Raw genomic sequence first — 21285 nt, forward strand, 5'->3', positions numbered from 1 at the left:
GGGCAGCCGCCCGCCGCGGGCAGCCGCCCGCCGCGGGCAGCCGCCCGCCGCGGGCAGCCGCCCGCCCTGGCCTCCCCCCCCGGTGACCCGTTGACGTTGAAGCACCGCTCAGGTGCTCAACGTCAACGGGTCGGTTCGGGCCTCGGCTGCTCCTCATCGCGCGGAGGTGGCCACGCGCTCGGGTCGAAGGCGGGCCGATCGCCGGCGTCGCCGACCTCCTCGGCGCCGTCGTCCCCGGCCTCGTTGTGGAGCTCCCGCTCGTGCAGCGCGGTCAGGGCCACCGTCAGCTGCCGCAGCAGCTCGGGGCGCCCGATCCGGACCGCTTCGGCCTGCCGACGGCGGCGTTGCGACGAGTCGTAGAGCTTGCCGAGCCCGGCGATCCCGGCGCAGACGATCGCGAACCCCTTCACGATCGGGAAGAAGTTGTCGGCACCCCAGCTCAGCGCGTTGGCGAAGACCATCGGGCAAGCAGGCTAGAGCAGCCGACGACGGTGTCAGGACGCGGCGGACGAACGGCGAGGCCGCGCCGGCCGCCGCACGAGCCGTCGGCGATCGTCACGGCCCGGCATGATCGGCAGCCGATGGGGTTCACGCGCGCCGAGCTGGAGTCGTTCCGCGACGAGGAGGTGCCGGACCTGCTCGGGGTGGGTGGGGCCGAGCTCAAGCTGCTCTTCGTCGGGATCAACCCGGGGCTCTGGACCGCCGCGGTCCAGACCCACTTCGCCCACCCGGCCAATCGCTTCTACCCGGCGATCGCGCGGGCGGGGATCAGCGGCTACGAGATCGACCGGGCGGCCGGGATGTCCGACGCCGACCGTGCCCATCTGATCGGGCGTGGGGTCGGGATCACGAACCTCGTCCGGCGGGCCACGGTGCGCGCCTCCGAGCTCTCGCGCGAGGAGCTGCGGGAGGGCGGCGAGCGGCTGCAACGGCTCGTCGTCGAGCGGCGCCCGCGGGTCGTCGCGATCGCCGGCGTGACCGCCTACCGCGACGCCTTCGGGGAACGCAAGGCGGTGCCCGGACGGCAGCCGGAGAGCCTCGAGTCGGCGGCCCGCTTCGGCGGAGCGTCGCTCTGGGTGGTCCCGAATCCGAGCGGCCTCAACGCCCACGAGACGGTCGAGACGCTGGCCGCCGCCTACCGCGCGGTGGCGGTCGAGGCCGGCGTCGTCGACGGCTGAGCCGGGCTCCACCGGTCCGGAGTCGCGTCGCGGCGATGACCGGCGGATCCCGACCTGAGCCGTCTGCCGGGCCGCGCTCGGGAACGCCGTGACGACCGCCGCACTACGCTGGGCGGGTGCCGATCGAGCTTCCCCCCGGAACCGACGCGCCGCCACGGATCCGCCGGGTGACGCTCTCGACGTCGAAGCTCGACGACGAGCGCGGCTGGTGGCTCGGTCGCCTCGGACTGCGCCCGGCCGCGGGTGCGCCGTCGGGCGGCTTCGCGGTCGAGGTCGGTGACGGCGTGCTGGCCTTCGCGCCCGCCGACGCCGAGGCTCCCGCCCCCTCGCACCACGTCGCGCTGGAGGTCGCCGAGCACCGGCTGATCGAGGCGTCGCGGTGGCTCGAACGGGCCGCGCCGCTGATTCCGCTGGCCGACGGCGAGACGATCGTCGACTTCCCGAACTGGGTCGCCCACAGCGTCTACGTGCGGACGCCGTCGGGCCATATCGTCGAGTTGATCGCCCGCCACCGTCGCCCCTGGACGCCGAGCGTCGCGGGCGCCGACGGGCCGGACCTCGTCCGCGGGATCAGCGAGGTCGGCGTCTGCACGCCCGACGTCGGGGCGCTGGTCGACCGGCTCGAGGCGCTCGGCGCGTCGCGCTGGTTCGGCGATCCGGACACCGGCTTCGCGGCCGTCGGCGACGAGGCCGGGCTGCTGATCTGCGTCCGCGAGTGGCGGCCGTGGTTCCCGACCGACCAGCCGGCGGTGCCCGGCCCGGTCTCGATCGAGCTGACCGGCGTTCCCGGCCTGGTTCCGGGCGAGCCGGTGCCGGTCGGCAGCGCGACCGAGCTGTGGGTGCTGGAGGACCGCTCGTAGCCGCACGCCGAGGCGTCGCGGTCGCGGCCGGGATCGGCCGCTCCGGTCGTGGCCGGCGGCGGCAACCACCGTCCGCGGCGACCGCCTCGGGACCGGGCCCCGAATCGCTACGGTCTGGGGCGTGCGGATCGGACGGCGAGCGAGGGGACGACTGGCGCGGGGCGGAGCGATCGCCGCCGTCGGCGTCGGCCTGCTCGGCGCCGGTTCTCCCGCCGCGACGGCCGCCGGCACGCAGCTGGTGGTCGAGGGCGCCGGCTTCGGCCACGGCGTCGGGATGAGCCAGTGGGGCGCCTACGGGATGGCCCGGCGCGGCAGCGACGCTCGCGCGATCCTCGCCCACTACTACCGCGGCACCAGCCTCGCCCGGCTCGGGGGGCCACGACCGGTCCGCGTCGCGCTCCAGTGGGGCCAGCGCGCGGCGACCGTCTCCGGCGCCTCGCAGATCGGCGGGCTCGCCGTTCGTCCCGATCGCTCCTACGAGCTGGTCCGCGACGGTGGCGGGGTCGCGATCGAGCTGCTCGGCGCCGGTGCGCGCCGGATCGGGACCGCCCCGGCCGGTGTCCGGGTGCTCTCGAGCGGCGGTCCCCTGCGGGTCGGCGGGCGTTCCGCCGACGGGGTCCAGGACGGCAGCTTCCGGGGACGGATCGACGTCCTCCCGGACGCCGACGGCGTGCTCGTGGTCAACGAGCTCGACCTCGAGGACTACCTGCGCGGGGTGGTCACCGAGGAGTCGCCGGCGAGCTGGCCCGCGGCCGCGCTGGAGGCCCAGGCGATCGCCGCCCGGACCTACGCGATCACGACGCCGGTCTCCGGCCGGCCGTTCGACCAGTGGCCGGACACGCGGTCGCAGGTCTACACCGGGGTCAGCGGCGAGAGTGCGGCCGGTGACGCCGCGATCCGCGCGACCGCCAGGCAGGTCGTGACCGTCGACCGTCGCCCGGTCACCACCTTCTTCTTCTCCGCCAGCGGGGGCCAGACGGAGGACTCCCGCAACGTCTTCGGCGGTCCCGCCCGCTCGTGGCTGCGCAGCGTCGCCGACCCCGACGACCGCGACGCACCGCTGCACCGCTGGACGCGCCGGTTCTCGATCGCCGACGCGGACGCTCGGGTGGCCCGCTTCGGGGTCGGCTCGCTGGAGCAGATCGAGGTCGAGGAGCGCGGCGAGTCGCCGCGGATCGTGCGGGCGCGGGTCGCGGGGACCACGGGCTCGCGGACGGTCGACGGTGGCGAGATCCAGCGGGCGTTCGAGCTGCCGGAGCGGTGGGCGACGTTCGCGGTGGTCTCGATCTCCGACTGCCTGCCGGCGGTCCCGACCGCGGCCTCGGGGACGCCGGGTGACTCGCCGGCCTCCGACGCGACCGGCGAGCAGGTCGCGGCGACGGCGAGCGGGAACGCCGAACCGCGCGACGGCGGTTGGGTCGCGGCGGGCCGTCCCGAGGCGATCGCGGCGATGCTGCTCCGCGCGTCGCCGCTGCGGGCGCTGGAGCAACCGCCCGAGCGCGAGCGCAAGGCCGTTCCGGCGGGGAGCTGCCGCCTGCTCGGCGGGCTGACGCCGGCCCCGGCCGCGAGCGCCAGCCTCGAGCGGCGTCGTGGCGGCGACTGGGTCCGCGTGCGGTCGGTCGACCTCGACCGGGCCGGTCGGTTCGACCTGACGGTGCCGCGTGGCAGCTGGCGGGTGCGCTCGGGGGCCTTCGCGACCCCGGCTGCGAACGCCCGCCGGTAGCGGCCGGGCGTGGGAGACTCCCCCGATGTTGCCCGCCCCGTCCCGCCGCCGCTGATGCCCGAGCCACGACCGACGATCGAGATCGTGCTCGGCGACGACGTGCTGCGGCTGGACGGCACGGTCGTCGAGACGCTGCATCACGCCGCGACGGGCTACCGCTTCCACGTCTCCCACGTTGCCGTCGAGGCGAAGGAGAAGCGCGGCACGCTGCACCTGCGCGTCGGCTTCGAGGTCAGCGGCTCGGTCGTCGGCGGCACCCGGATCGCGGTCCCACTGGAGCGGCAGGCCGAGGTGATGGCGCTGTTCGCCGAGGCGCGCCGCCGGCGCGACGAGATCGCGGCCGGCGGCGGCTGAGCCTCAGTTCGTGTGCTTGACGGTGATCACGTCGCCGTCCTGCATCACGTAGTCGCGCCCCTCGGTCCGCAGCGTGCCCTTGTCGCGCGCCTGGCTGTAGCCGCCAGCGTCGAGCAGCTCCTTCCAGCCGACGACGTCGGCGCGGACGAAGCCCTTCTGGATGTCGGTGTGGATCTCGCCCGCGGCGTGCCACACGGTCAGCCCGCGGCGGAGGTGCCACGACTGGCCGCGGACGCCCGATCCGACGGTGAAGAAGGTGATCAGGTCGAGCAGCTGGAAGGCGCCGTGGGCGATCCGCTGGAGCCCGGACTCGGCGAAGCCCATGTCCTCGCGCATCGCGGCGGCCTCCTCGTCGTCCATCTCGACGAGCTCGGCCTCGAGTCGCGAGGAGACGGCGACGGCGACCGCGCCCATCGCGGCGGCGTGCTCGGCGATCGCGGCCGGGACCTCGCCCGAGGCGTCGTTCTCGTCGACGTTGGCCACGAACAGGACCGGCTTGGCGGTCAGCGGCGAGAGCGTCTTGACCACGTTCGGGTGGTCCTCGGGCGCCGGCACCATCCGGGCGGGCTTGCCGTCGTTCAGGGCGGGGATCAGCTGCTCGAGCCAGGCCAGCTCGGCCTTGGCCTCGGCGTCGCCGCCGCGGGCCATCTTCGCGACCCGGTCGAGCCGGCGCTCGGCCTGTTCGAGGTCGGCCATCAGCAGCTCGGTCTCGATCGTCTCGATGTCCCGCAGGGGATTGACCGAGCCGTCGGGGTGGATGATGTTGGCGTCGCCGTGGGCGCGGACGACGTGGACGATCGCGTCGGTCTCGCGGATGTTGGCCAGGAACTTGTTGCCCAGGCCCTCGCCCTTGTGGGCACCGGCGACGAGCCCGGCGATGTCGTGGAAGTCGATGTGGTCGTAGACGATCTCCGACGCCCCCATCTGCTCCGCGATCTGCTTCATCCGGTCGTCCTCGACCGGCACGACGGCGACGTTCGGCTCGATCGTGGTGAAGGGGTAGTTCGCCGCTTCGGCGCCCGACTTGGTCAGGGCGTTGAACAGCGACGACTTGCCCGCGTTGGGCATGCCGACGATCCCGATCTTCATCGCGAGGGTCCTTCGGTGGTGGTGGGGTCGGAGCCGGGATCCGGGGACGAGCCCGGTCCCGTGGCGTCCGAGAAGTCGTTGGACGGCGCGCCGTCGCCGCCCGTGCAGCAGCCCGGGGAACCGCAGGCCGACGGTGCGCGACGGGCGCGGACGCCGTCGCCGACCAGCCGGACGGCGCGGCCGACGGTGCAGCCGAGCGTCGCCCCGATCACGATGTCGGTCGGGTAGTGGACGCCGAGGTGCACCCGCGAGAGCGCCATCGCTCCGGCGGTGACGAACAGCGGGCCGCGCGGCAGCAGCCCGGCGTAGACCGTCGCGGCGGCGAACGACGAGGCCGCGTGCGAGCTGGGGAAGCTGAGCTGGGTCGGCGTCGGCACCAGCGGCGGCAGGTCGATCAGCTGTGGGCGCGGGCGACGCGCGACGCGCTTGACCGCGTTGTTGGTCAGGTAGGCGGCGGCGACGCCGGTCAGCCCGATCGCCCACTGCTCGCGCCGGCCGCGGTCGACGGCGGCCCCGATCGCGCCGATCCCGAGCCACAGCGCTCCGTGCTCGCCGGCCCGGGAGAAGACGACGATCGCGCGGGTCGCGCGGCGGGAGCGGGCGGTCGAGCGGATCGCGCGCATGCCGGCGAGATCGGCTCGGGCGAAGGCCCGGCCGGTGCGTCCGCGGAGGGCGCGGGCCAGCAGGCTGCGTCGGGCGTCGATCGCCTCGACCCGCAGGCGCGGATCGGACATCGGGGTTGCGAGGCGACGGACCACCCGTCCAGGGTAGGCGTCCGCTGGCGCCGAAGGCGTCACGGGGTGGCGGGGCGCCGGGAGGGTGGCGGGCGCGATTCCTCGCGCGAACGGGCAACATACGGTTGGTGAACCTGGCGTTGGTCGTCAACCCGAAGTCCGGAGCCGGTCGCCAGAGCGAGGAGATCGAGCAGCTGCTGCGCGGCGACGGTCACCACGTCAGCTGCTTCTCGCTCGACCAGGTCGACGAGGCCGTGGCGTCCGGCGCCGACCGCGTCGTGGTCGCCGGCGGGGACGGGTCGCTGGGCACCGTCTTCGCCGCCTGCGCCCGCGAGGGACTGCCGATGGCGGTGCTGCCGGCAGGGACGGCGAACGACTTCGCCCGCGCGATCGGGATCCCGGCCGACATGCCGACCGCGGCGGCGCTGGCGACCGACCCCGAGGCCGAGCGCCGTCCGGTCTGGGGTGCCCGACTCGACGGGCGGCCGTACGTCAACGTCGCCTCGATCGGGCTCGCGGTGCACGCGGCCGAGGAGGCCGCGCCGTTCAAGTCGCTGCTCGGCCCGGTCGCCTACGCGATCGGGGCGGGGATCGCGGCGTTCCGCGGACGGGTGGTGACCGCGACCGTGACCGTCGACGGCGAGCAGGTCTTCAGCGGCCGGGTCTGGCAGGTGCTGGTCGCCGCGTCCGGCTCGTTCGGCGGTGTCGTGCAGCTCCCGGTCTCCGATCCGGAGACGCCCGAGATCGAGGCCTTCGTGGTCACGGCCGGTTCCCGGATCGCGCTGCTGCGCCGGGTCTGGGGGATGCGCAGCGGTGGCGACCGCGGCGGCGTCGCGACCTTCCAGGGCCACCGGATCAGCGTCGACGTCGACCCCGACCTGCGCTGGAACGTCGACGGCGAGGTGGTCGAGCTCAGCGACGTGACGGTCGAGCCCCTGGGCCCCGTCGACCTGTTCGTCTCGAGCACCGCGAAGGGAACCGCCGATGCCGTCTGACCGCCCGGACGACGTGCCGACGCCAGACGCGCCGCTGCCCGACCACCTCCGCAACCGGCCGGACGGGCCGAAGGACCAGGGCCGCTCGCAGGGACGGCTGATCGTCCTGCTGCTGTTCGGCCTGATCCCGATGATGGTGGTCGTCTTCGTCGTGCTCAACTCGCTGAGCACCGGACCGCCGACCCCCGGCGAGCGCGGGGGCGGTGCCTCGGACCACCTCAACGAGGTCACCCGCTACTGCATCTACACCGCCAAGGACGACGCCGACTACCGGCAGTGCCTGGAGCAGACGGAGTGGCGCGTGCTCCAGACCCAGAAGAGCAACGCCGCCCGCTATGCGCGCGGCGAGCTCGACCGTTGCCTGCCGGGAGCCGGCTACCGCTGCACCCTGCGGTAGGGGCCTACAACCCGAAGCCGATCCGCGGCTCGTCCTTGTCGACGCGGACGAAGACGACCTTGTCGAGGTTGAGCTGGATCTCGGCGTCCTCGGTCTCGACGTAGGCCCAGCCGCCACCGTCGAGGACCTTGCGCAGGGCCTTCAGCTGGGACTCGGTGACGCGGACGGCCAGCGGCGGGGCGCTGTCCAGGCCGATGCTGACGCGGAGCTGCTTGTCGTCGGACACGGGCTCTCCTTGGAGGGGGTAGTCGGGCGGAAGGGGGTTAGATGGTCGATGCCAGGATCTCGCGGCGCGGTGCACGCGCCGGACGGGGCCTGATGCCGGCCAGTATCTCGACAATGCCACCGGCATTGCTCTCGACACCGACCGGTCCCAGGCAACCGCCCGACACGCACCCCGCATCCACGATCTCCGTGGAATCGAGCATCTAGTGGTGCGCCGGCTCGGTGAGCTCGGTGAGCACCTTGCCGGTCGACTTGGGGTGCAGGAAGGCCACGCGGCTCTCGCGGATGCCGACGCGCGGCGACTCGTCGATCAGCTGCACGCCACGCTCCTTGAGCGTCGCGAGCGCGGCGACGATGTCGGTCGTCTGGTAAGCGATGTGGTGAATGCCGGGCCCGTTCTTGGCCAGGAACCTCGCGACGCCATTGCCGGTCTCCACCCCGCCGAGCGGGGAGATCAGCTCGACATGGTTCTCGCCGACGTCGAACAGGACCGCCTCGACGCCCTGTGATTCGACCGTCTCGCGGTGGACGAGCTCGAGGCCGAGCACGTCGCGGTGGTAGGCGATCTGGTCCTCGAGGTCCTCGGGGGCCACGGCGATGCCGATGTGGTCGATCCGGTCGAACATCGGGCGGAGCTTATCCGTCCGCCTCCGCCGGTCCGTCGGATGTCGGCAGAATCGGGGGGATGGCGGCCCGGAGGACCCCGTCACCGGCAGCCTCAACGTCGGCCTCGCCCAGTGGCTGCGGGCGACGGGGCTCGCGCCGGCCCGCTACCGGGCGACGCAGGGTGGGGCGATCGGCCGGGCGGGCCGGATCCACGTCGAGGACGACGGCGAGCAGATCTGGGTCGGTGGCGACTGCCGGAGCCTGGTGGTGGGCCACGTCGAGCTCTGACGGAGGCGATCCGGCGCGCCGCGGGCGAGCGGAGCGGATAGCGTCGTCTCCATGGGGTTGCTCTCGCTCGCTCTGTTGCCCGCCCGCGCGGCGGTGGCCTCGGCCGAGCTGGTGCTCGCCGCCCGCGACCTGACCGCGCCGACGGGACCACTCCGCCGGCCGGGTGGGCTCGGCGAGCGGGTCCAGGTCCTGATCGCCGAGGGCGGCGTCGTCGACCAGCTCGCGCGGCTCGCCGATCCGCGTGGTCCGTTGGCCCGGATCGAGCAGCTGGCGAAGCTGACCGCGGACGACCGGCCGCTGGGGCGGGCGCTCGCCGTCGGCGGGCCGCTCGACCGCGTGTTCGCGGAGAACGGACCGCTCGACCGGGTCCTGACCGAGGGCGGCGCCGTCGACCGGCTGGTCGGCGAGGACGGCCCGCTGGAGCGGCTGCTGATCCAGGACGGGCCGCTCGACCGGCTGCTCGCGGTCGGCGGGCCGCTCGACCGGCTGACCGTCGAGGGCGGGACCCTGGAGCGGGCGCTGCTGGAGGACGGGATCCTCGAGCGGCTGTTCGTCGAGGACGGCCTGGTCGAGCGGATGCTCCAGTCGGGCGGCACGATCGAGCTGCTGCTGGCCCCGGACAGCACCGTCAACCGGCTGATCCAGCACGGGGGGACGCTCGACCGGCTGCTGGCGGAGGACGGTGGCGTCGAGCGGCTGCTGGCCGAGGACGGGCCGCTCGACCAGCTCGCCGACCTGTCGGTCGCGTTGGCGCAGCTCGGGGCGCTCAACGACACGCTCCAGCGGCTCGGGGCGCTCGAGGAGGCGCTGCGGCCGCTCGCGTCGCTGGAGCAGAGCCTGCGCCCGCTGGCCACGCTCGGCGACACGCTGGAGCCGCTGGGGACGCTGGGCGAGTCGTTGGAGGCGGTCGCCCAGGTCGCGCACGCGCTTGAGGACCTGGCGACCTCGACCCAGGCGCTGCCCGACCTGGCGCGCGCGGTCGAGACCCTGCCGGACCTGCCCGAGCGGGTCCAGGCGGTCGAGCAGCAGGTCCACGCGATCGGGATGCAGCTCGGACGGCTGGAGCCCGCGCTGGAGGGGATCGAGGCGACCGTCGGCGGGATGCGCGAGGCGGCGGAGACGCTCAGCCAGGCGGTCGTCCCGATCGGGCGGATGGCCGGCCGCCTGCCGGGCGGCAAGCGGCGGGCGCTGGCCGACGCCGCCGAGCGGGAGCGGGTGGGCGACGGCGAGTAGGGCCGCGGCCGGCGCGAGCCGGATCGGCACCGCGCCGGTGCCCGCCGGAACCCGGCGGGCCGCTTTGACGGGCTCCTAGATCTCGCCGATCGGCTCGAGCCAGCGACCGTCGGCCGGCAGACCCGAGAAGGTGAGCCGCGGGAGCGGCGTCTCGAACAGTCCGGGGATGTCCTCGAGGTCGAAGACCTCGACGCCCTCGACCTGGCAGAGCTGGTGCGCGTGCTCCGGGAAGACCAGCGCGGTGACCGCGATGCCCTCGGCGACGAGGCTGCGGGCGGCGTCGACGAACGCCATCCCGTCGTGCGACATGAGGATCGCCTCGCGCAGCCCGCCCTCGGCGCGGCGCTGGGCGAGCAGGGCGAGGATGTCGTCGTCGACGTCGCTGTCGTCGCGCAGCTTCGGCTTGAGGAACATCCGGAAGCCGGCCTGGCGGACGACCTCGGCCCAGCCCACGACCCCGTTGAACGTGCGCTCGGTGACGTTGGCGAAGACCGCCGCCTCGATCGCCGGACGCGAGCCCGTCCGCTCCTCGGCGACGGCGGCCCGGTCGCGTAGCCAGTCGGCCAGCGCGTCGATCCGTGGCCGCTCACGGCCCGTCGGCTTGCGCCGCAGGATCAGCTGGCCGAGCACCATGTCGATGTTCGGCGAGTCCCACAGCAGCAGCATCCGAGAATCGCTCACGTCGTCATCCTCGCAGTCGCGCCCCATACGTGAGGGCGCGTACGCGCTGGCGACCCGCTCAGCCAAGCAACCAAACGGTCACGTCGCGGAAGCAGGCGGTCGCGAACTCGAGATCCTCGACGTCGATCCGCTCGTCCTTGGCGTGCATCCGCCCCGCCTGCTCGCGCAGCTCGAGGTTGCGGTGGGGGAAGAAGCCGTACGCGACGCACGTGGGGAACGCGGCTCGCCAGGTCCGCGAGTCGGTGAAGCCGGGCAGGAACGTCGGCACGATCGCGGCGTCCGGGACCTGCTCGTCGATCCAGCTCTCGAGCGCGTCGAACAGCGGTCCCTCGGCGGGCGAGGCGTTGCCCGGGACGGTCGTGCCCCACTCGATCGTGATGCCCTCGGGCAGCGGGGCGAGCGCGTCCTCGATCCGGCCGCGGGCCTCGTCCTCGGTCAGCCCGGGCGGGACCCGGCAGTCGACCCGCAGCTCGGCGCGGTCCGGGATCACGTTGATCTTGTCGCCGGCGGAGACGATGTTGGGTGAGAAGGTGATCCGCGCCATCGGCTCGATCGCGGCGGCCAGCGCCGGATCCTCGGTCCGGAGGGCGGCGTAGGACCCGGCCGGGTCGCTGCCGTCGAGGCCGAGCCCGTCGAGCATCGCCGTGACGGCGGGCTGGAGGTCGAACGGCAGCTCGGCCTCGGCCAGCCGGCCGATCAGCGGGGCCAGCCGCACGAGCGCGTTGTCGCCCAGGCCCGGGGTCGCGGCGTGCGCCGCCCGCCCGCGGGCGTGGAGCGCGAACCGCAGCGGCCCCTTCTCCCCGACGCAGACCCCGTAGTAGCGCTTGCCGCGGAACTGCAGCGGGGCCCCGCCGCCCTCGTTGAGCAAGAGGTCGCAGCGGGCGAGGTCGGGGTGGTTCGCGCACAGCCAGACGGCCCCCTCCTCGCCGCCGGTCTCCTCGTCGACCACGACGATCAGCTTCAGCGCCCCGCGCGCCGGCCGCCAGCCGGTCCGGGCGAGGTCGATCGCGGCGGTCACCTCGGCCGCGGTCTGGGACTTCATGTCGATCGCGCCGCGACCCCAGATCTCGCCGTCGACCAGGTCGCCGGACCACGGGTCGTGCTGCCAGTCGCCGGGCTCGGCGAGGACCGTGTCGACGTGCGAGAGCAAGCCGAGGATCGGCCCCGCCGCCGCGGCCTCGGGGTCGCTCGCCCGCAGCTCGGCGACCAGGTTCGGTCGCGGCTCCGTACGGCCCTCGAGCGTGACGGTGAACCCGGCGTCGGCCAACAGCCCGGCCAGGAACTCGATCGCCTCGCGCTCGTTGCCCGGTGGGTTGACGGTGTCGAAGCGGATCAGCCGCTGCAGCAGCTCGGTGGCGGAGCCGGGAGACGGGGAGTCGGACGGGACGGACGCCATGTGGGGAGGCTAGATGATTGATTCCACGACGTCGCGGGGTGGTGCACGTCCTGGGCGGCTACGGGACCGGTCCGGTAGACGGACGGGCAACTGGTCCTGGTCGGGGGTCCGCGCCGGCCCTAGCGTGTTCCCGACGACGGGCGCGCGCCGTCGGGCCGGGACCACGGACGGAGGCAGGCGATGCGAGTAGCGGTGATCGGCGGGACGGGAACGCTCGGGCGGCTGGTGGTCGCCGAGCTGGCGGCGGGCGGCGACGAGGTCCGGGTGCTCTCGCGCTCGGCGGGGAGGCTGCCGGCCGGCGTCGGGCACCACCCGATCGACCTGCGGACCGGCGACGGGCTCGCGGCGGCGCTCGACGGGGTCGATGCGGTGGTCGACGCGGCCAACGCGACGTCCAAGGCCCAGGACGTGCTGGTGGCCGGGACGCGACGGGTCCTCGAGGCCGGCCGTGCGGCCGGGGTCGGGCACCACGTCCTGATCTCGATCGTCGGCTGCGATCGGGTCCCGATCGGCTACTACCGGGCGAAGGTGGCCCAGGAGCAGGCGCTCGGCGAGGGGACGGTGCCGTGGTCGCTGCTGCGCGCGACCCAGTTCCATCCGCTGCTCGACGACCTGTTCGCCGCGTCGGCGCGGTTCGGGGTCAGCCCGCGGGCACGGGTCCCGGTCCAGCCGATCGACCCGCTGCTGGTGGCGGTCCGGCTGGCGGCCGCGGTCCACGCCGGGCCGGGCGGACGCCTGCCCGACCTCGCCGGTCCGCGGATCGAGAGCGCCGCCGACCTGGCCGCGACCTGGCTGCGGGCGACCGGGCGCCGGCGGCTGCCGCTGCCGATCCCGTTGGTCGGCGGTGCGGGACGAGCGCTGCGCGACGGCGCGCTCTGCGCCCGCGAGCACGCGACCGACGGCCCGAACTTCGCCGACTGGCTGCGACGCCGCGAGGGCAGCGGCGAAGGCGTCGCCTCGGCGACCTGAGCGCGGGACACCGGGAACCGGCCCGCGGCCCGCGTGCGGCGTCGCCGGTCAGATCGCCTTGCCGGGGTTGAAGAGCTGGTCCGGGTCGAGCGCGAGCTTGATCGCGCGGCCGAGCCGGCGGGCGTCGCCGAGCTCGTCGTCGAGGTAGGGCAGCTTGAGCGCGCCGATCCCGTGCTCGCCGCTGATCGTGCCGCCGAGCTCGAGGGTCACGCGGATGATCTCGTCGAAGGCGGCCCGCGCTCGTCGCACCTGGTCGGCGTCGCGGTGGTCGTAGACGACCGTCGGGTGCATGTTGCCGTCGCCGGCGTGGCCGAAGGTGCCGATCAGGACGTCGTGCTTGGCGGCGATCCGCTCGATCGCGGCGAGCAGCGCCGGGATCGCGGGCACCGGCACGGTGACGTCGTCGAGCAGGGTGCTGCCACGGTGCTCCATCGCAGTGAAGGCGACCCGCCGGGCCTCGGTCAGCATCCGGCCCTCGTCGGGATCGTCGGAGGTGACGGCGAGGGTCGCGCCGGCCTCGTTGCAGAGCCGCTCCATCAGCGCGATCTCCTCGTGGCCGACGGCGCCGCCCGCGTCGGACCGCGCGAACAGCAGCGCGCTGACGTCGGGGTCGAACCCCATCGGCCGCAGCTCCTGGACCGCCGCGACCGTGGTCCGGTCCATCAGCTCCAGCATCGCCGGTCGCGTCCGGCGCACGATCCGCACGATCGCGTCGCCGGCCGAGGCCATGTCGGGGAAGGTCGCCGCGAGCGTCGAGGCCGGCGGCGGGGGCAGCAGCAGGCGGACGGTCGCCTCGGTGATCACACCGAGGGTCCCCTCCGAGCCGCAGACCAGCCCGGCGAGGTCGTAGCCGACGACGCCCTTGCGGGTGCGGCTGCCGAGTCGGACGGCGCTGCCGTCGGCGAGCACGACCTCGAGGTCGAGCAGGGCGTCGCGGGTCACGCCGTACTTCACGCAGCAGAGTCCCCCGGCGTTGGTGGCGACGTTGCCGCCGATCGTCGAGAACTCCCACGAGCCGGGGTCGGGGGCGTACCAGAGCCCGGCTTCGGCGGCCGCGGCGCCGAGCGTCGCGTTGATCACGCCGGGCTCGACGGTCGCGGTCATCGCGTCGGCGTCGATCCGGGGGCTGGCGTTCATCCGCTCGAGGCTGAGGACGATCCCGCCGTCGATCGCGTTGGCGCCGCCGCTGAGGCCGGAGCCCGCGCCGCGGGGCACGATCGGCGCCCCGTGACGGGCGGCGATCCGGACCACCGCCTGGACCTGCGCCGTGGTCGTCGGGCGGACCACGGCGAGCGGGGTGCCGGGGATGAGCAGGCCGGGAGCGGCCTGGTCGCGACGGTAGGTCTCGACGATCTCGGCGTCGGTGAGGACCTCGCCCTCGGCCTGGAGGTCGCGGACGAGGTCGTCGGTCGAACGCGGATCGGCGACGGGGCTCATGGCGCCCACTATACGACGAACGCGGGCTCTTGTCTGTTTGTCTGTCCAGCGAATCGCCCGGCTCCCTGCGGCGATCGGGGGCGCCGGAAAAAGAAACCTTGCCTGCTTGTCTGACCAGTGGCAGTATGCCCCCATGTCAAGCACCCTCGTCCACACCTGCCTGCGTGTCGTCGACGTCGACGCGGCGGTCCGGTTCTACGAACTGCTCGGCTTCGAGCGCCGCGGCCGACTCAACTTCGCGACCGCCTACAACGTCTATCTGGGCCTCCCCGGGCACGGCGATCAGCTCGAGCTGACGGTCAACGCCGGGCGGACCGCGCCCTACGACCTCGGCAGCGGCTTCAACCACCTGGCCCTGACCGTGGCCGACCTCGACGGGCTGCTCGAGCGGCTCGCCGCGGCCGGGATCGCGCCGGAGCAGCCGGCCTACCGTCCGGGCGGCCGCGACGACCTGCCCCGGATCGCGTTCGTCGCCGACCCCGACGGCTACCGCTGGGAGCTGATCGAGGGCGCGAGCTTCCCGACGCCCCAGGACCCAACCCCGGGCGCCTAGGACCGGCCGACCGTGCCGCTCCCGACCGCCCATGTCGCCGGCCTCCCGCTCGAGGAGACGCTGCTCGCTGCTGGTCCGGCGCTGCTGGTCTGGGGCGGCCTCGTCGGCCTCCAGGCCCGTGACCGCCTGCGCCGCCTGCGACCGCGGCGGCTCGGGGCCACCCAGACCGTGCCTGCCGCACCCGCCGCGACGTCCCGCAACGCCCGGCCGGCCGCCGCGCGGGCGTCGCCGATGACCACCGACCAGCGCCCGCCGACCCCGCCGAACCACTGCTCCCCCGACCAAGGACTCCTCCGATGAACCCGACCAGCACCGCCACCGACATCCGTCACCCGCTCGATCCCCTGACCGGCGAGGAGATCCGCGCCGCCGTCGCGATCGCTCGCGCCGACGGCCGCCTGACCGACCGCGCCCGCTTCGCGACCGTCTCGCTCGTCGAGCCCGCGAAGGACGCGATCGCCGCCTTCGCCCCCGGCGACGCGATCGACCGCCGGGTCGAGCTGATCGTGCTCGACAAGGGCGCCCGCGCCGTCTACGAAGTCGTCGTCTCCGTCACCACCGGCGGCGTCGCCTCCTGGAACCAGGCCGCCGACGGCTCGCAGCCCGCGGTCCTGCCCGAGGAGTGGGACCTCGCCGAGGGGATCGCCAAGGCCGATCCCGGATTCATCGAGGCCTGTCGCAAGCGCGGGGTGACCGACCTCGAGCACGTCTTCCTCGACCCGGTCTCGGCCGGCAACTTCAACGAGCCCGACGAGGACGGGCGGCGGCTCGTACGAGCCGTCTCCTACTGGCGTCGCGACGGCCGTGACAACGGCTACGCCTACCCGATCGGGGTCGTGCCGGTCGTCGATCTCTACGACGAGCGCGTGATCAAGATCCACGAGGGGCCGGAGGTGCCGCTGCCCCCGACCCACGGCCGGTTCGACGTCGAGTCCCAGGCCGACGGGCTCCGCGAGGACCTGAAGGACCTCCAGATCGTCCAGCCCGACGGGGTCTCGTTCAGCGTCGACGGCAGCGAGATCCGTTGGCAGAAGTGGTCGCTGCGGGCGAGCATGCACCCGCGCGAGGGCCTCGTCCTGCACCAGGTCGCCTACGACGGCCGCCCGATCATGCACCGCGCGGCGCTCTCGGAGATGGTCGTGCCGTACGGCGATCCGACCGACGAGCACTTCTTCAAGGCGGTCTTCGACGCGGGCGAGTACGGGCTCGGGCAGATGGCCAACTCGCTCGAGCTCGGCTGCGACTGCCTCGGCGAGATCCGCTACCTGGACGCGACCTTCTGCGACCAGCACGGCGAGCCGATGACGATCACCAACGCGATCTGCCTCCACGAGGAGGACTACGGGATCCTCTGGAAGCACTTCGACGCGCGCTCCGACGAGACCGAGGTCCGCCGCAACCGCCGCTTCGTCGTCTCCTACATCTGCACGGTCGGCAACTACGACTACGGCTTCTACTGGTACCTGTACCAGGACGGCACGATCGAGCTGGAGACCAAGGCCACCGGGATCATGCAGACCGAGACGGTCCCCGAGGGCGAGGACCCGGAGTGGGGCGAGCTGGTCGCGCCGCGGCTGGGGGCGATGCACCACCAGCACTTCTTCAACTTCCGGCTCGACATGACCGTCGACGGGCCGAGGAACACGGTCTACGAGATCAACTCGGAGTTCCTGCCGCTGTCTGACGAGAACCCGCACGGGGTGGCGATGCGGCCGGAGGCGACCCTGCTGGCGCGCGAGTCGGAGGCCGCCCGCGACGTCAACCCGGCGACCAACCGCTACTGGAAGATCGTCAACCCGAACGTCGAGAACGCGCTCGGCCGGCCGACCGCCTACAAGCTGATGCCGGGCCACAACAGCACCCTGCTGACGCACCCGGACGCGCCGGTGACCAAGCGCGCCGGCTTCGCCAAGCACCACGTCTGGGTGACGCAGCACGCCGCCGACGAGCGCTACGCCGCCGGCGACTACCCCAACCAGTCCGACCCGCAGGCCGCCCCGCACGGGATCCCGCGCTTCCAGCAGGCCGACCGTTCGCTCGAGAACGAGGACGTCGTGCTCTGGTACTCGTTCGGCGCCACCCACTTCCCGCGGCCGGAGGACTGGCCGGTGATGCCGGTCGAGCGGATGGGCTTCGTGCTCAAGCCGTTCGGCTTCTTCACCGCCAACCCGGCGCTCGACGTCCCGCCCCCCTCGGGCGGGCACTGCCGGCACAAGAACCACGACAGCCACGCCCAGGGACACGCCCAGGGCGGCGCGAGCGCGGACTGATCCGGCCCCGGGCGACAGACCGGCGGCACCTCCTCAGGGACCACACCGGGCGCGTACCGGCGCGGCGGGAGCGACGAGCGTCGCCCCGCCGTGCCGGCCGCTGCCCGGCCGACAACAGCAGAAGCGGAGCAGGGCATGTCCAACGAAGTCCTCACACCCCCGGCGGACGCCGGGCCCCAACAACCCGGCGTCCAACGGCTGAAGCCGAACGCGGTCGGGCTGCTCGGGGTCGTCTTCATGGCGGTCGCGACGGCCGCCCCGATCACGGCGATGACCGGCAACGTCCCGGCGACGATCGCCGGCGGCGGGATCGCCGGACCATCGGCCTACATCGTGGCCACGATCGTGCTGACGATCTTCTCGATCGGCTACGTCGCGATGGCCCGTCACCTGACCGCGACCGGGGCCTTCTACGGCTTCATCTCGCACGGGCTCGGACGGCTGGCGGGGATGCCCGCCGGTCTGCTGGCGGTCCTCGCCTACGTCGTCTTCGAGGCGGCGCTGGTCGGGATCTTCAGCTCGTTCGCGCATACGACCTTCCGCGACGTGCTCGGGATCGACCTGCCGTGGTGGGTCTGGGCGGCGGTGATGATCGCCGTCGTCGGCAGCCTCGGCTGGTTCGACGCCAACGTCGCGGCGAAGGTGCTCGGGTTCTTCCTGATCACCGAGGTCGTGGTCCTGCTCGCCGGCGCCCTGATCACGCTCTTCAGCGGTGGCGGCCCGGACGGGATCTTCGCCGCCCCGCTCGACCCGACCGGCCTCTTCAGCTCCAGCACGTCGGTCTCGGCCGGCGACGCGACGGCCTCGGTCGGCGGCAACATCGGCTTCGCGCTGTTCTTCGCCTTCTGGTCGTGGGTCGGCTTCGAGTCGACGGCGATGTACGGCGAGGAGTCGCGCAACCCGCGCAAGATCATCCCCCGCGCGACGCTGGTCGCGGTGCTCGGGATCGGGCTCTTCTACGTCTTCGTCTCGTGGATGGCGGTCGTCCAGGTCGGCAAGCAGGGGGCGCTCGAGACCGGCGTCAGCCTCGACGGGATCTCGCTCTTCACCGCCTCGCTGCAGTCGGGGCTCGGGGACTGGGCGGTCGACGTCTTCAAGCTGCTGCTGGTGACCGGCTCGCTGGCCTGCGGGATGGCGTTCCACCAGTGCGCGTCGCGCTACATGTACGCGCTCGGTCGCGAGGGCTTCCTCAGCCCGCGGCTCGGCCGGACCCACAAGCGCCACGGCTCGCCGCACGTCGCCTCGTGCACGCAGAGCGTGATCACGCTGCTGATCACGCTCGGCTTCTGGCTCGCCAACAGCGGCGTCGACCAGGGGACCAACGACTTCCCGTACCTCCAGCAGTACGTGCTGCTGGCGGTGCTCGGGACGCTCGCGATCCTGGTCGTCCAGGCGCTGACCTCGTTCGCGGTGATCGGCTACTTCCACGTGCAGAAGAAGCACCCGGAGACGGCCCATCCGTTCCGGACCTTCCTCGCTCCGCTGATCGGCGGGATCGCCCAGGTCTGCGTGATCTACCTGCTGCTCAGCAACCGCGACGCGGTCGGTGGTGCGGCCTCGGGCAGCTTCCTGTTCCAGGCGATCCCGTTCATCGTCTTCGGGGTCTTCGCGGCCGGGCTGGCGTTCGCGCTCTACCTCCGCTCGGCCCGGCCCAGCGACTACGACCGGATCGGCCGGGTCCTGATGGAGGAGACGAAGGAGCGGGATTCGAGCGCGGCCAGCCCGAGCGCCGGCTAGCGCCCGGCGCAGGCGCCGAGGCAGGCGGGCGGTCGTCGGTCCCGAGCGAGGGCCGACGACCGTGCCGTCTAGCCGGTCACCGCACCGGCGGCCGCCTGCCGGGGCCTGGCGGGGAGCACGCGGATGCTGCGCCGGGCGGTACGGGACCGCCCCTGGTCGGTGACCGTCGCGGTGTTGGTGATCCGGCCGGCCCGGGTGTCGCGGTCGACCCGAGCGACGAACCGGTGGACGACCGTCCGGCCCGGAGCCAGGCGCGCGATCCTCCAGCAGAGCCGGCCGTTGCGGAGGCTGCCCCCGCCCTTGGAGACCAGGCTGAGGTGCTTCGGCAGCGAGTCGCAGACCCGTTCGCCGACGGCGTCTTCGGTGCCCCGGCGGCTGGCGCGGACGGTCAGGGTGTAGGCCACTCGGTGGCCGGCGCGGACCGTCGTGCGGCTGGCGCGCTTGCGGATCGACAGCGCGTGCTGGGTGGGGGCCGCCGGCACGGGAGCCGGCACGACGGCGGCCAGCGGCAGCACGAGGCCCGCGTCCCAGGTCAGGTCCTCGCCGTCGACCCCGTTCGCGATCGGCGACGGGATCGTGATCGTCTGGGTCCGGCCGGTGAGCGGGTCGGCGTCGGAGTCGAGCCCGCGGTCGCTCCCTGCCCCCTGCACGGTGAAGTCGTAGCCGGGCTTGGCGGAGAAGGTCAGCTGGTAGCTGCCCGAGCGCAGCGTGAAGTGCCCGTCCGCTGCGGCGAACGTGTACCGCCCGTTGGCGTCGGTCGTGACGGTCCGGTCGACGGCGTTCCCGTCCTTGTCGGTGCCCGTCAACCGGACCAGCACGTCAGGGATCCCGGGTTCGCCAGCGTCCTGGATGCCGTTGCGGTTGCTGTCGCTCCAGACGAAGTCGCCCAGGTTCGAGGCGACGACCTGGACGGTGACCGGATCGGCGTAGACGGCGGGGATCTGGCTGCCTCCGCAGACGCCGCCGTCGGCATCCCGCGTGGCGACGCGGTTGTTCCCGCCTCCGCCGCCCGGGAAGGCGCAGAGGCCGGCGTCGTTGACGTAGCGGTCGCCGGACTGGTTCCCGGCCGTGTCGAGCACGATCCGGGCGGTGCCGCCCTCGCCGCTGGCGACCGGACCGGCGCGGACGATCCGGACCGCGGTCGCGGCGGCGACGTCCGCCGGGCAGCCCGCGGTGCCCAGCTCGACGCTGGTGCACCAGATGGTGCTGCCCGTCCCGGCCACGTTGCTGGGGTCTCCCGGGTTGCTGCTCACGTCGGCCGGCGGGGTCGAGGTGTAGGACACGACGTCGGCCGGCGCGGCTGGGACGACCGACCGCAGCGTGGCGGTGCCGTGGAACGCCGAGCCTGCGCCGCGTACGTCGCCGGCGCGCGGCAGCACGTCGATCAGGTCGAGCGCCGCGACGGGGGCCTCGGAGTCGTTGCTGTAGGCGAGGTCGTAGATCGCCTGGTCCTGCGGCTCGATCCATGGGGTCGGGGTCGACTTCACGACGGTCGCTGCGGACGCCCCCGCGGCGATCGTCAGGGCGAGTACCGGACTCCCGACGGCCAGCCGCAGGAGGTGGGATCTGCCTCCGCGGCCGAGCCTCTGGGGTGAGCGTGACATCTGCGGTCCTCCGGTGCGTGCGGAGAGGTGCGGGTTGCCGTCGCCGGACCAACGCCTGTCCCTGTGGGATCCCGGCGTCGTCCTGCTCCTGCGCGACCCGCTCCGAGACCATTGGCATCCGTTGGTCGCCGCCCGACCCTACCGTGGGCGTGGGCGCCCACGGCGAGCGTGGGCGGCTGGGGTGGCTAGGAGGGGCCCAGCACCCGTTCGTAGAAGCCCACGACGTGGGCCTCGACCAGCTCGCGGGCGCGGTCGGCATCGCCCTGCTCGATCGCGGCGAAGATCTGCTCGTGCTCGGCCAGCAGCAGCCGCAGGGTGTCGCGCGGCTGGGGCTCCGAGCGCAGCGCGTCGAGCAGGTGGACGCCGATCGAGTCACGGACGGCCAGCATCACCAGGTGGACCGCCTCGTTGCCGGAGGCGGCCGCGAGCGCGAGGTGGAAGCGCACGTCGGCCTCCTCGAACGCCTCGACGTCCTCTTCCGACCGGCGCATGACCTCGACCCAGTGGCCGATCTCGCGCAGCTCCTCGGCGGGGCGACGGCGGGCGACGGAGGCGACGGCCGAGCCCTCCAGCACCCGCCGCAGCTCGACCAGATCCGAGAGCGGCACGTGCCCGAGCCGCATCAGGTGCACGAACGCGTCGCGGGCGGGGCCGACCGAGAGCGCCTCCGGCCGCACGACCCGCAGCGGGGCGGTCGCTCCGTCGCTGACGACGAGGCCCTGGGCCTGGAGCACCCGCAGCGCCTCGCGGACGGTGGTCCGGCCGACGCCGAACCGATCGCAGAGCTCGCGCTCCGCGGGAAGGGCCTCGCCCCCGGAGAGCTCGCCCCGGAGGATCGCCTCGCGCAGCTGCTCGGCGACCTGCTCGTAGACGGGCCGGCGCTCTACGGCTTCGAACGCCATCGCTCGACTATAGACGGGCACGGACCGCAAGCGCCCACGGAACGCCGGGCTCTG

Annotated in this window: 22 protein-coding genes and 1 pseudogene; 13 read left to right on the top strand and 10 right to left on the bottom strand. The window is 73.7% G+C overall.

The genetic code is table 11. The annotated features are described in order from the left end of the window. Window positions 1-122: 122 nt before the first annotated feature. Window positions 123-461 carry a hypothetical protein gene (locus ACVUH9_RS18570; RefSeq protein ID WP_475759610.1) on the bottom strand — a complete coding sequence of 113 codons (339 nt, stop codon included), beginning with the start codon at window positions 459-461 and terminating at the stop codon, window positions 123-125. 120 nt (window positions 462-581) lie between these two features. Between ACVUH9_RS18570 and ACVUH9_RS18575 the strand changes: the two genes are divergently transcribed. The 4 genes from ACVUH9_RS18575 to ACVUH9_RS18590 all read left to right on the top strand — a co-directional run bounded on the left by ACVUH9_RS18575 (window position 582) and on the right by ACVUH9_RS18590 (window position 4115). Beyond that, window positions 582-1178, top strand: a complete 597-nt coding sequence (locus ACVUH9_RS18575; RefSeq protein WP_475759612.1) for a mismatch-specific DNA-glycosylase — start codon at window positions 582-584, stop codon at window positions 1176-1178. Window positions 1179-1294: 116 nt separating this feature from the next. After that, window positions 1295-2038, top strand: coding sequence for a VOC family protein (locus ACVUH9_RS18580; RefSeq protein ID WP_475759614.1), 744 nt, complete (start codon window positions 1295-1297; stop codon window positions 2036-2038). Window positions 2039-2159: 121 nt separating this feature from the next. Then, window positions 2160-3761 carry a SpoIID/LytB domain-containing protein gene (locus tag ACVUH9_RS18585; protein ID WP_475759616.1) on the top strand — a complete coding sequence of 534 codons (1602 nt, stop codon included), beginning with the start codon at window positions 2160-2162 and terminating at the stop codon, window positions 3759-3761. Between the two features lie 54 nt (window positions 3762-3815). Then, window positions 3816-4115, top strand: coding sequence for a hypothetical protein (locus ACVUH9_RS18590; RefSeq protein ID WP_475759618.1), 300 nt, complete (start codon window positions 3816-3818; stop codon window positions 4113-4115). A gap of 3 nt (window positions 4116-4118) precedes the next feature. On the opposite strand, the gene ychF is transcribed toward ACVUH9_RS18590, so the two are convergent. Further along, entirely contained in the window at window positions 4119-5204 is a 1086-nt protein-coding gene (ychF, locus tag ACVUH9_RS18595) for a redox-regulated ATPase YchF (RefSeq protein ID WP_475759620.1), read from the bottom strand. Continuing rightward, window positions 5201-5938, bottom strand: a complete 738-nt coding sequence (locus ACVUH9_RS18600) for a phosphatase PAP2 family protein (RefSeq protein ID WP_475759622.1) — start codon at window positions 5936-5938, stop codon at window positions 5201-5203. Before ACVUH9_RS18600 ends, ychF begins: the two co-directional genes overlap by 4 nt. Window positions 5939-6066: 128 nt before the next feature. Between ACVUH9_RS18600 and ACVUH9_RS18605 the strand changes: the two genes are divergently transcribed. Further along, window positions 6067-6933 carry a diacylglycerol/lipid kinase family protein gene (locus ACVUH9_RS18605; protein ID WP_475759624.1) on the top strand — a complete coding sequence of 289 codons (867 nt, stop codon included), beginning with the start codon at window positions 6067-6069 and terminating at the stop codon, window positions 6931-6933. Further along, complete coding sequence (locus tag ACVUH9_RS18610) at window positions 6923-7330, top strand: hypothetical protein (protein WP_475759626.1); 408 nt, start codon at window positions 6923-6925, stop codon at window positions 7328-7330. The genes ACVUH9_RS18605 and ACVUH9_RS18610 overlap by 11 nt, the downstream gene beginning before the upstream one ends. A gap of 4 nt (window positions 7331-7334) precedes the next feature. On the opposite strand, the gene ACVUH9_RS18615 is transcribed toward ACVUH9_RS18610, so the two are convergent. Together ACVUH9_RS18615 and mce are read right to left on the bottom strand one after the other, a co-directional pair. After that, window positions 7335-7556 (bottom strand): hypothetical protein, encoded by a 222-nt coding sequence (locus tag ACVUH9_RS18615; protein ID WP_475759628.1) that lies wholly within the window; start codon window positions 7554-7556, stop codon window positions 7335-7337. Window positions 7557-7758: 202 nt separating this feature from the next. Further along, a complete protein-coding gene (gene mce, locus ACVUH9_RS18620) occupies window positions 7759-8181 on the bottom strand; it encodes a methylmalonyl-CoA epimerase (protein ID WP_475759630.1) in 423 nt (140 codons plus the stop codon). 55 nt (window positions 8182-8236) lie between these two features. Between mce and ACVUH9_RS18625 the strand changes: the two are divergent. Beyond that, window positions 8237-8449, top strand: a pseudogene (locus tag ACVUH9_RS18625) (PhzF family phenazine biosynthesis protein); the annotation flags it as partial. A 51-nt stretch (window positions 8450-8500) separates the two neighbouring features. Beyond that, complete coding sequence (locus ACVUH9_RS18630; protein ID WP_475759632.1) at window positions 8501-9682, top strand: hypothetical protein; 1182 nt, start codon at window positions 8501-8503, stop codon at window positions 9680-9682. 75 nt (window positions 9683-9757) lie between these two features. On the opposite strand, the gene ACVUH9_RS18635 is transcribed toward ACVUH9_RS18630, so the two are convergent. Continuing rightward, window positions 9758-10363: an NYN domain-containing protein gene (locus ACVUH9_RS18635; RefSeq protein WP_475759634.1), complete on the bottom strand. Its 606-nt coding sequence runs from the start codon at window positions 10361-10363 to the stop codon at window positions 9758-9760. A 58-nt stretch (window positions 10364-10421) separates the two neighbouring features. After that, window positions 10422-11759 (bottom strand): M20/M25/M40 family metallo-hydrolase, encoded by a 1338-nt coding sequence (locus tag ACVUH9_RS18640; protein WP_475759636.1) that lies wholly within the window; start codon window positions 11757-11759, stop codon window positions 10422-10424. Window positions 11760-11939: 180 nt separating this feature from the next. Between ACVUH9_RS18640 and ACVUH9_RS18645 the strand changes: the two genes are divergently transcribed. After that, window positions 11940-12728, top strand: a complete 789-nt coding sequence (locus tag ACVUH9_RS18645) for an SDR family oxidoreductase (RefSeq protein ID WP_475759638.1) — start codon at window positions 11940-11942, stop codon at window positions 12726-12728. A gap of 48 nt (window positions 12729-12776) precedes the next feature. Here the strand turns inward: ACVUH9_RS18645 and ACVUH9_RS18650 are convergent, their stop codons facing one another. After that, entirely contained in the window at window positions 12777-14165 is a 1389-nt protein-coding gene (locus tag ACVUH9_RS18650; protein ID WP_475759640.1) for an FAD-binding oxidoreductase, read from the bottom strand. A 133-nt stretch (window positions 14166-14298) separates the two neighbouring features. Here ACVUH9_RS18650 and ACVUH9_RS18655 point away from each other — a divergent pair, with 133 nt between their 5' ends. From ACVUH9_RS18655 to ACVUH9_RS18670, 4 genes are all read left to right on the top strand, one after another. Continuing rightward, the gene (locus tag ACVUH9_RS18655; protein WP_475759642.1) at window positions 14299-14718 is read left to right on the top strand and encodes a VOC family protein; all 420 of its coding nucleotides are present in this window, start codon (window positions 14299-14301) and stop codon (window positions 14716-14718) included. A 12-nt stretch (window positions 14719-14730) separates the two neighbouring features. Then, entirely contained in the window at window positions 14731-15018 is a 288-nt protein-coding gene (locus ACVUH9_RS18660; protein WP_475759644.1) for a hypothetical protein, read from the top strand. Then, the gene (locus tag ACVUH9_RS18665) at window positions 15015-16988 is read left to right on the top strand and encodes a primary-amine oxidase (protein WP_475759646.1); all 1974 of its coding nucleotides are present in this window, start codon (window positions 15015-15017) and stop codon (window positions 16986-16988) included. Before ACVUH9_RS18660 ends, ACVUH9_RS18665 begins: the two co-directional genes overlap by 4 nt. A 135-nt stretch (window positions 16989-17123) precedes the next feature. Then, window positions 17124-18725, top strand: a complete 1602-nt coding sequence (locus tag ACVUH9_RS18670; RefSeq protein WP_475759648.1) for an APC family permease — start codon at window positions 17124-17126, stop codon at window positions 18723-18725. 68 nt (window positions 18726-18793) lie between these two features. Here the strand turns inward: ACVUH9_RS18670 and ACVUH9_RS18675 are convergent, their stop codons facing one another. Then, on the bottom strand, window positions 18794-20329 hold the full coding sequence (locus ACVUH9_RS18675) for an SdrD B-like domain-containing protein (RefSeq protein ID WP_475759650.1): 1536 nt from the start codon (window positions 20327-20329) through the stop codon (window positions 18794-18796). Between the two features lie 185 nt (window positions 20330-20514). Continuing rightward, window positions 20515-21231: a FadR/GntR family transcriptional regulator gene (locus ACVUH9_RS18680; protein ID WP_475759652.1), complete on the bottom strand. Its 717-nt coding sequence runs from the start codon at window positions 21229-21231 to the stop codon at window positions 20515-20517. Window positions 21232-21285 lie beyond the last annotated feature (54 nt).

The sequence above is a fragment of the Patulibacter ginsengiterrae genome, from assembly GCF_056269115.1.

What these genes read in the sequence shown, in the direction of transcription:
- ACVUH9_RS18570 (WP_475759610.1), bottom strand. Translation starts at nt 461, where the DNA reads ATGGTCTTCGCCAACGCGCTGAGCTGGGGTGCCGACAACTTCTTCCCG.
- ACVUH9_RS18575 (WP_475759612.1), top strand. Translation starts at nt 582, where the DNA reads ATGGGGTTCACGCGCGCCGAGCTGGAGTCGTTCCGCGACGAGGAGGTG.
- ACVUH9_RS18590 (WP_475759618.1), top strand. Translation starts at nt 3,816, where the DNA reads ATGCCCGAGCCACGACCGACGATCGAGATCGTGCTCGGCGACGACGTG.
- ychF (WP_475759620.1), bottom strand. Translation starts at nt 5,204, where the DNA reads ATGAAGATCGGGATCGTCGGCATGCCCAACGCGGGCAAGTCGTCGCTG.
- ACVUH9_RS18600 (WP_475759622.1), bottom strand. Translation starts at nt 5,938, where the DNA reads ATGTCCGATCCGCGCCTGCGGGTCGAGGCGATCGACGCCCGACGCAGC.
- ACVUH9_RS18610 (WP_475759626.1), top strand. Translation starts at nt 6,923, where the DNA reads ATGCCGTCTGACCGCCCGGACGACGTGCCGACGCCAGACGCGCCGCTG.
- mce (WP_475759630.1), bottom strand. Translation starts at nt 8,181, where the DNA reads ATGTTCGACCGGATCGACCACATCGGCATCGCCGTGGCCCCCGAGGAC.
- ACVUH9_RS18630 (WP_475759632.1), top strand. Translation starts at nt 8,501, where the DNA reads ATGGGGTTGCTCTCGCTCGCTCTGTTGCCCGCCCGCGCGGCGGTGGCC.
- ACVUH9_RS18640 (WP_475759636.1), bottom strand. Translation starts at nt 11,759, where the DNA reads ATGGCGTCCGTCCCGTCCGACTCCCCGTCTCCCGGCTCCGCCACCGAG.
- ACVUH9_RS18645 (WP_475759638.1), top strand. Translation starts at nt 11,940, where the DNA reads ATGCGAGTAGCGGTGATCGGCGGGACGGGAACGCTCGGGCGGCTGGTG.
- ACVUH9_RS18650 (WP_475759640.1), bottom strand. Translation starts at nt 14,165, where the DNA reads ATGAGCCCCGTCGCCGATCCGCGTTCGACCGACGACCTCGTCCGCGAC.
- ACVUH9_RS18655 (WP_475759642.1), top strand. Translation starts at nt 14,299, where the DNA reads ATGTCAAGCACCCTCGTCCACACCTGCCTGCGTGTCGTCGACGTCGAC.
- ACVUH9_RS18665 (WP_475759646.1), top strand. Translation starts at nt 15,015, where the DNA reads ATGAACCCGACCAGCACCGCCACCGACATCCGTCACCCGCTCGATCCC.
- ACVUH9_RS18670 (WP_475759648.1), top strand. Translation starts at nt 17,124, where the DNA reads ATGTCCAACGAAGTCCTCACACCCCCGGCGGACGCCGGGCCCCAACAA.
- ACVUH9_RS18675 (WP_475759650.1), bottom strand. Translation starts at nt 20,329, where the DNA reads ATGTCACGCTCACCCCAGAGGCTCGGCCGCGGAGGCAGATCCCACCTC.
- ACVUH9_RS18680 (WP_475759652.1), bottom strand. Translation starts at nt 21,231, where the DNA reads ATGGCGTTCGAAGCCGTAGAGCGCCGGCCCGTCTACGAGCAGGTCGCC.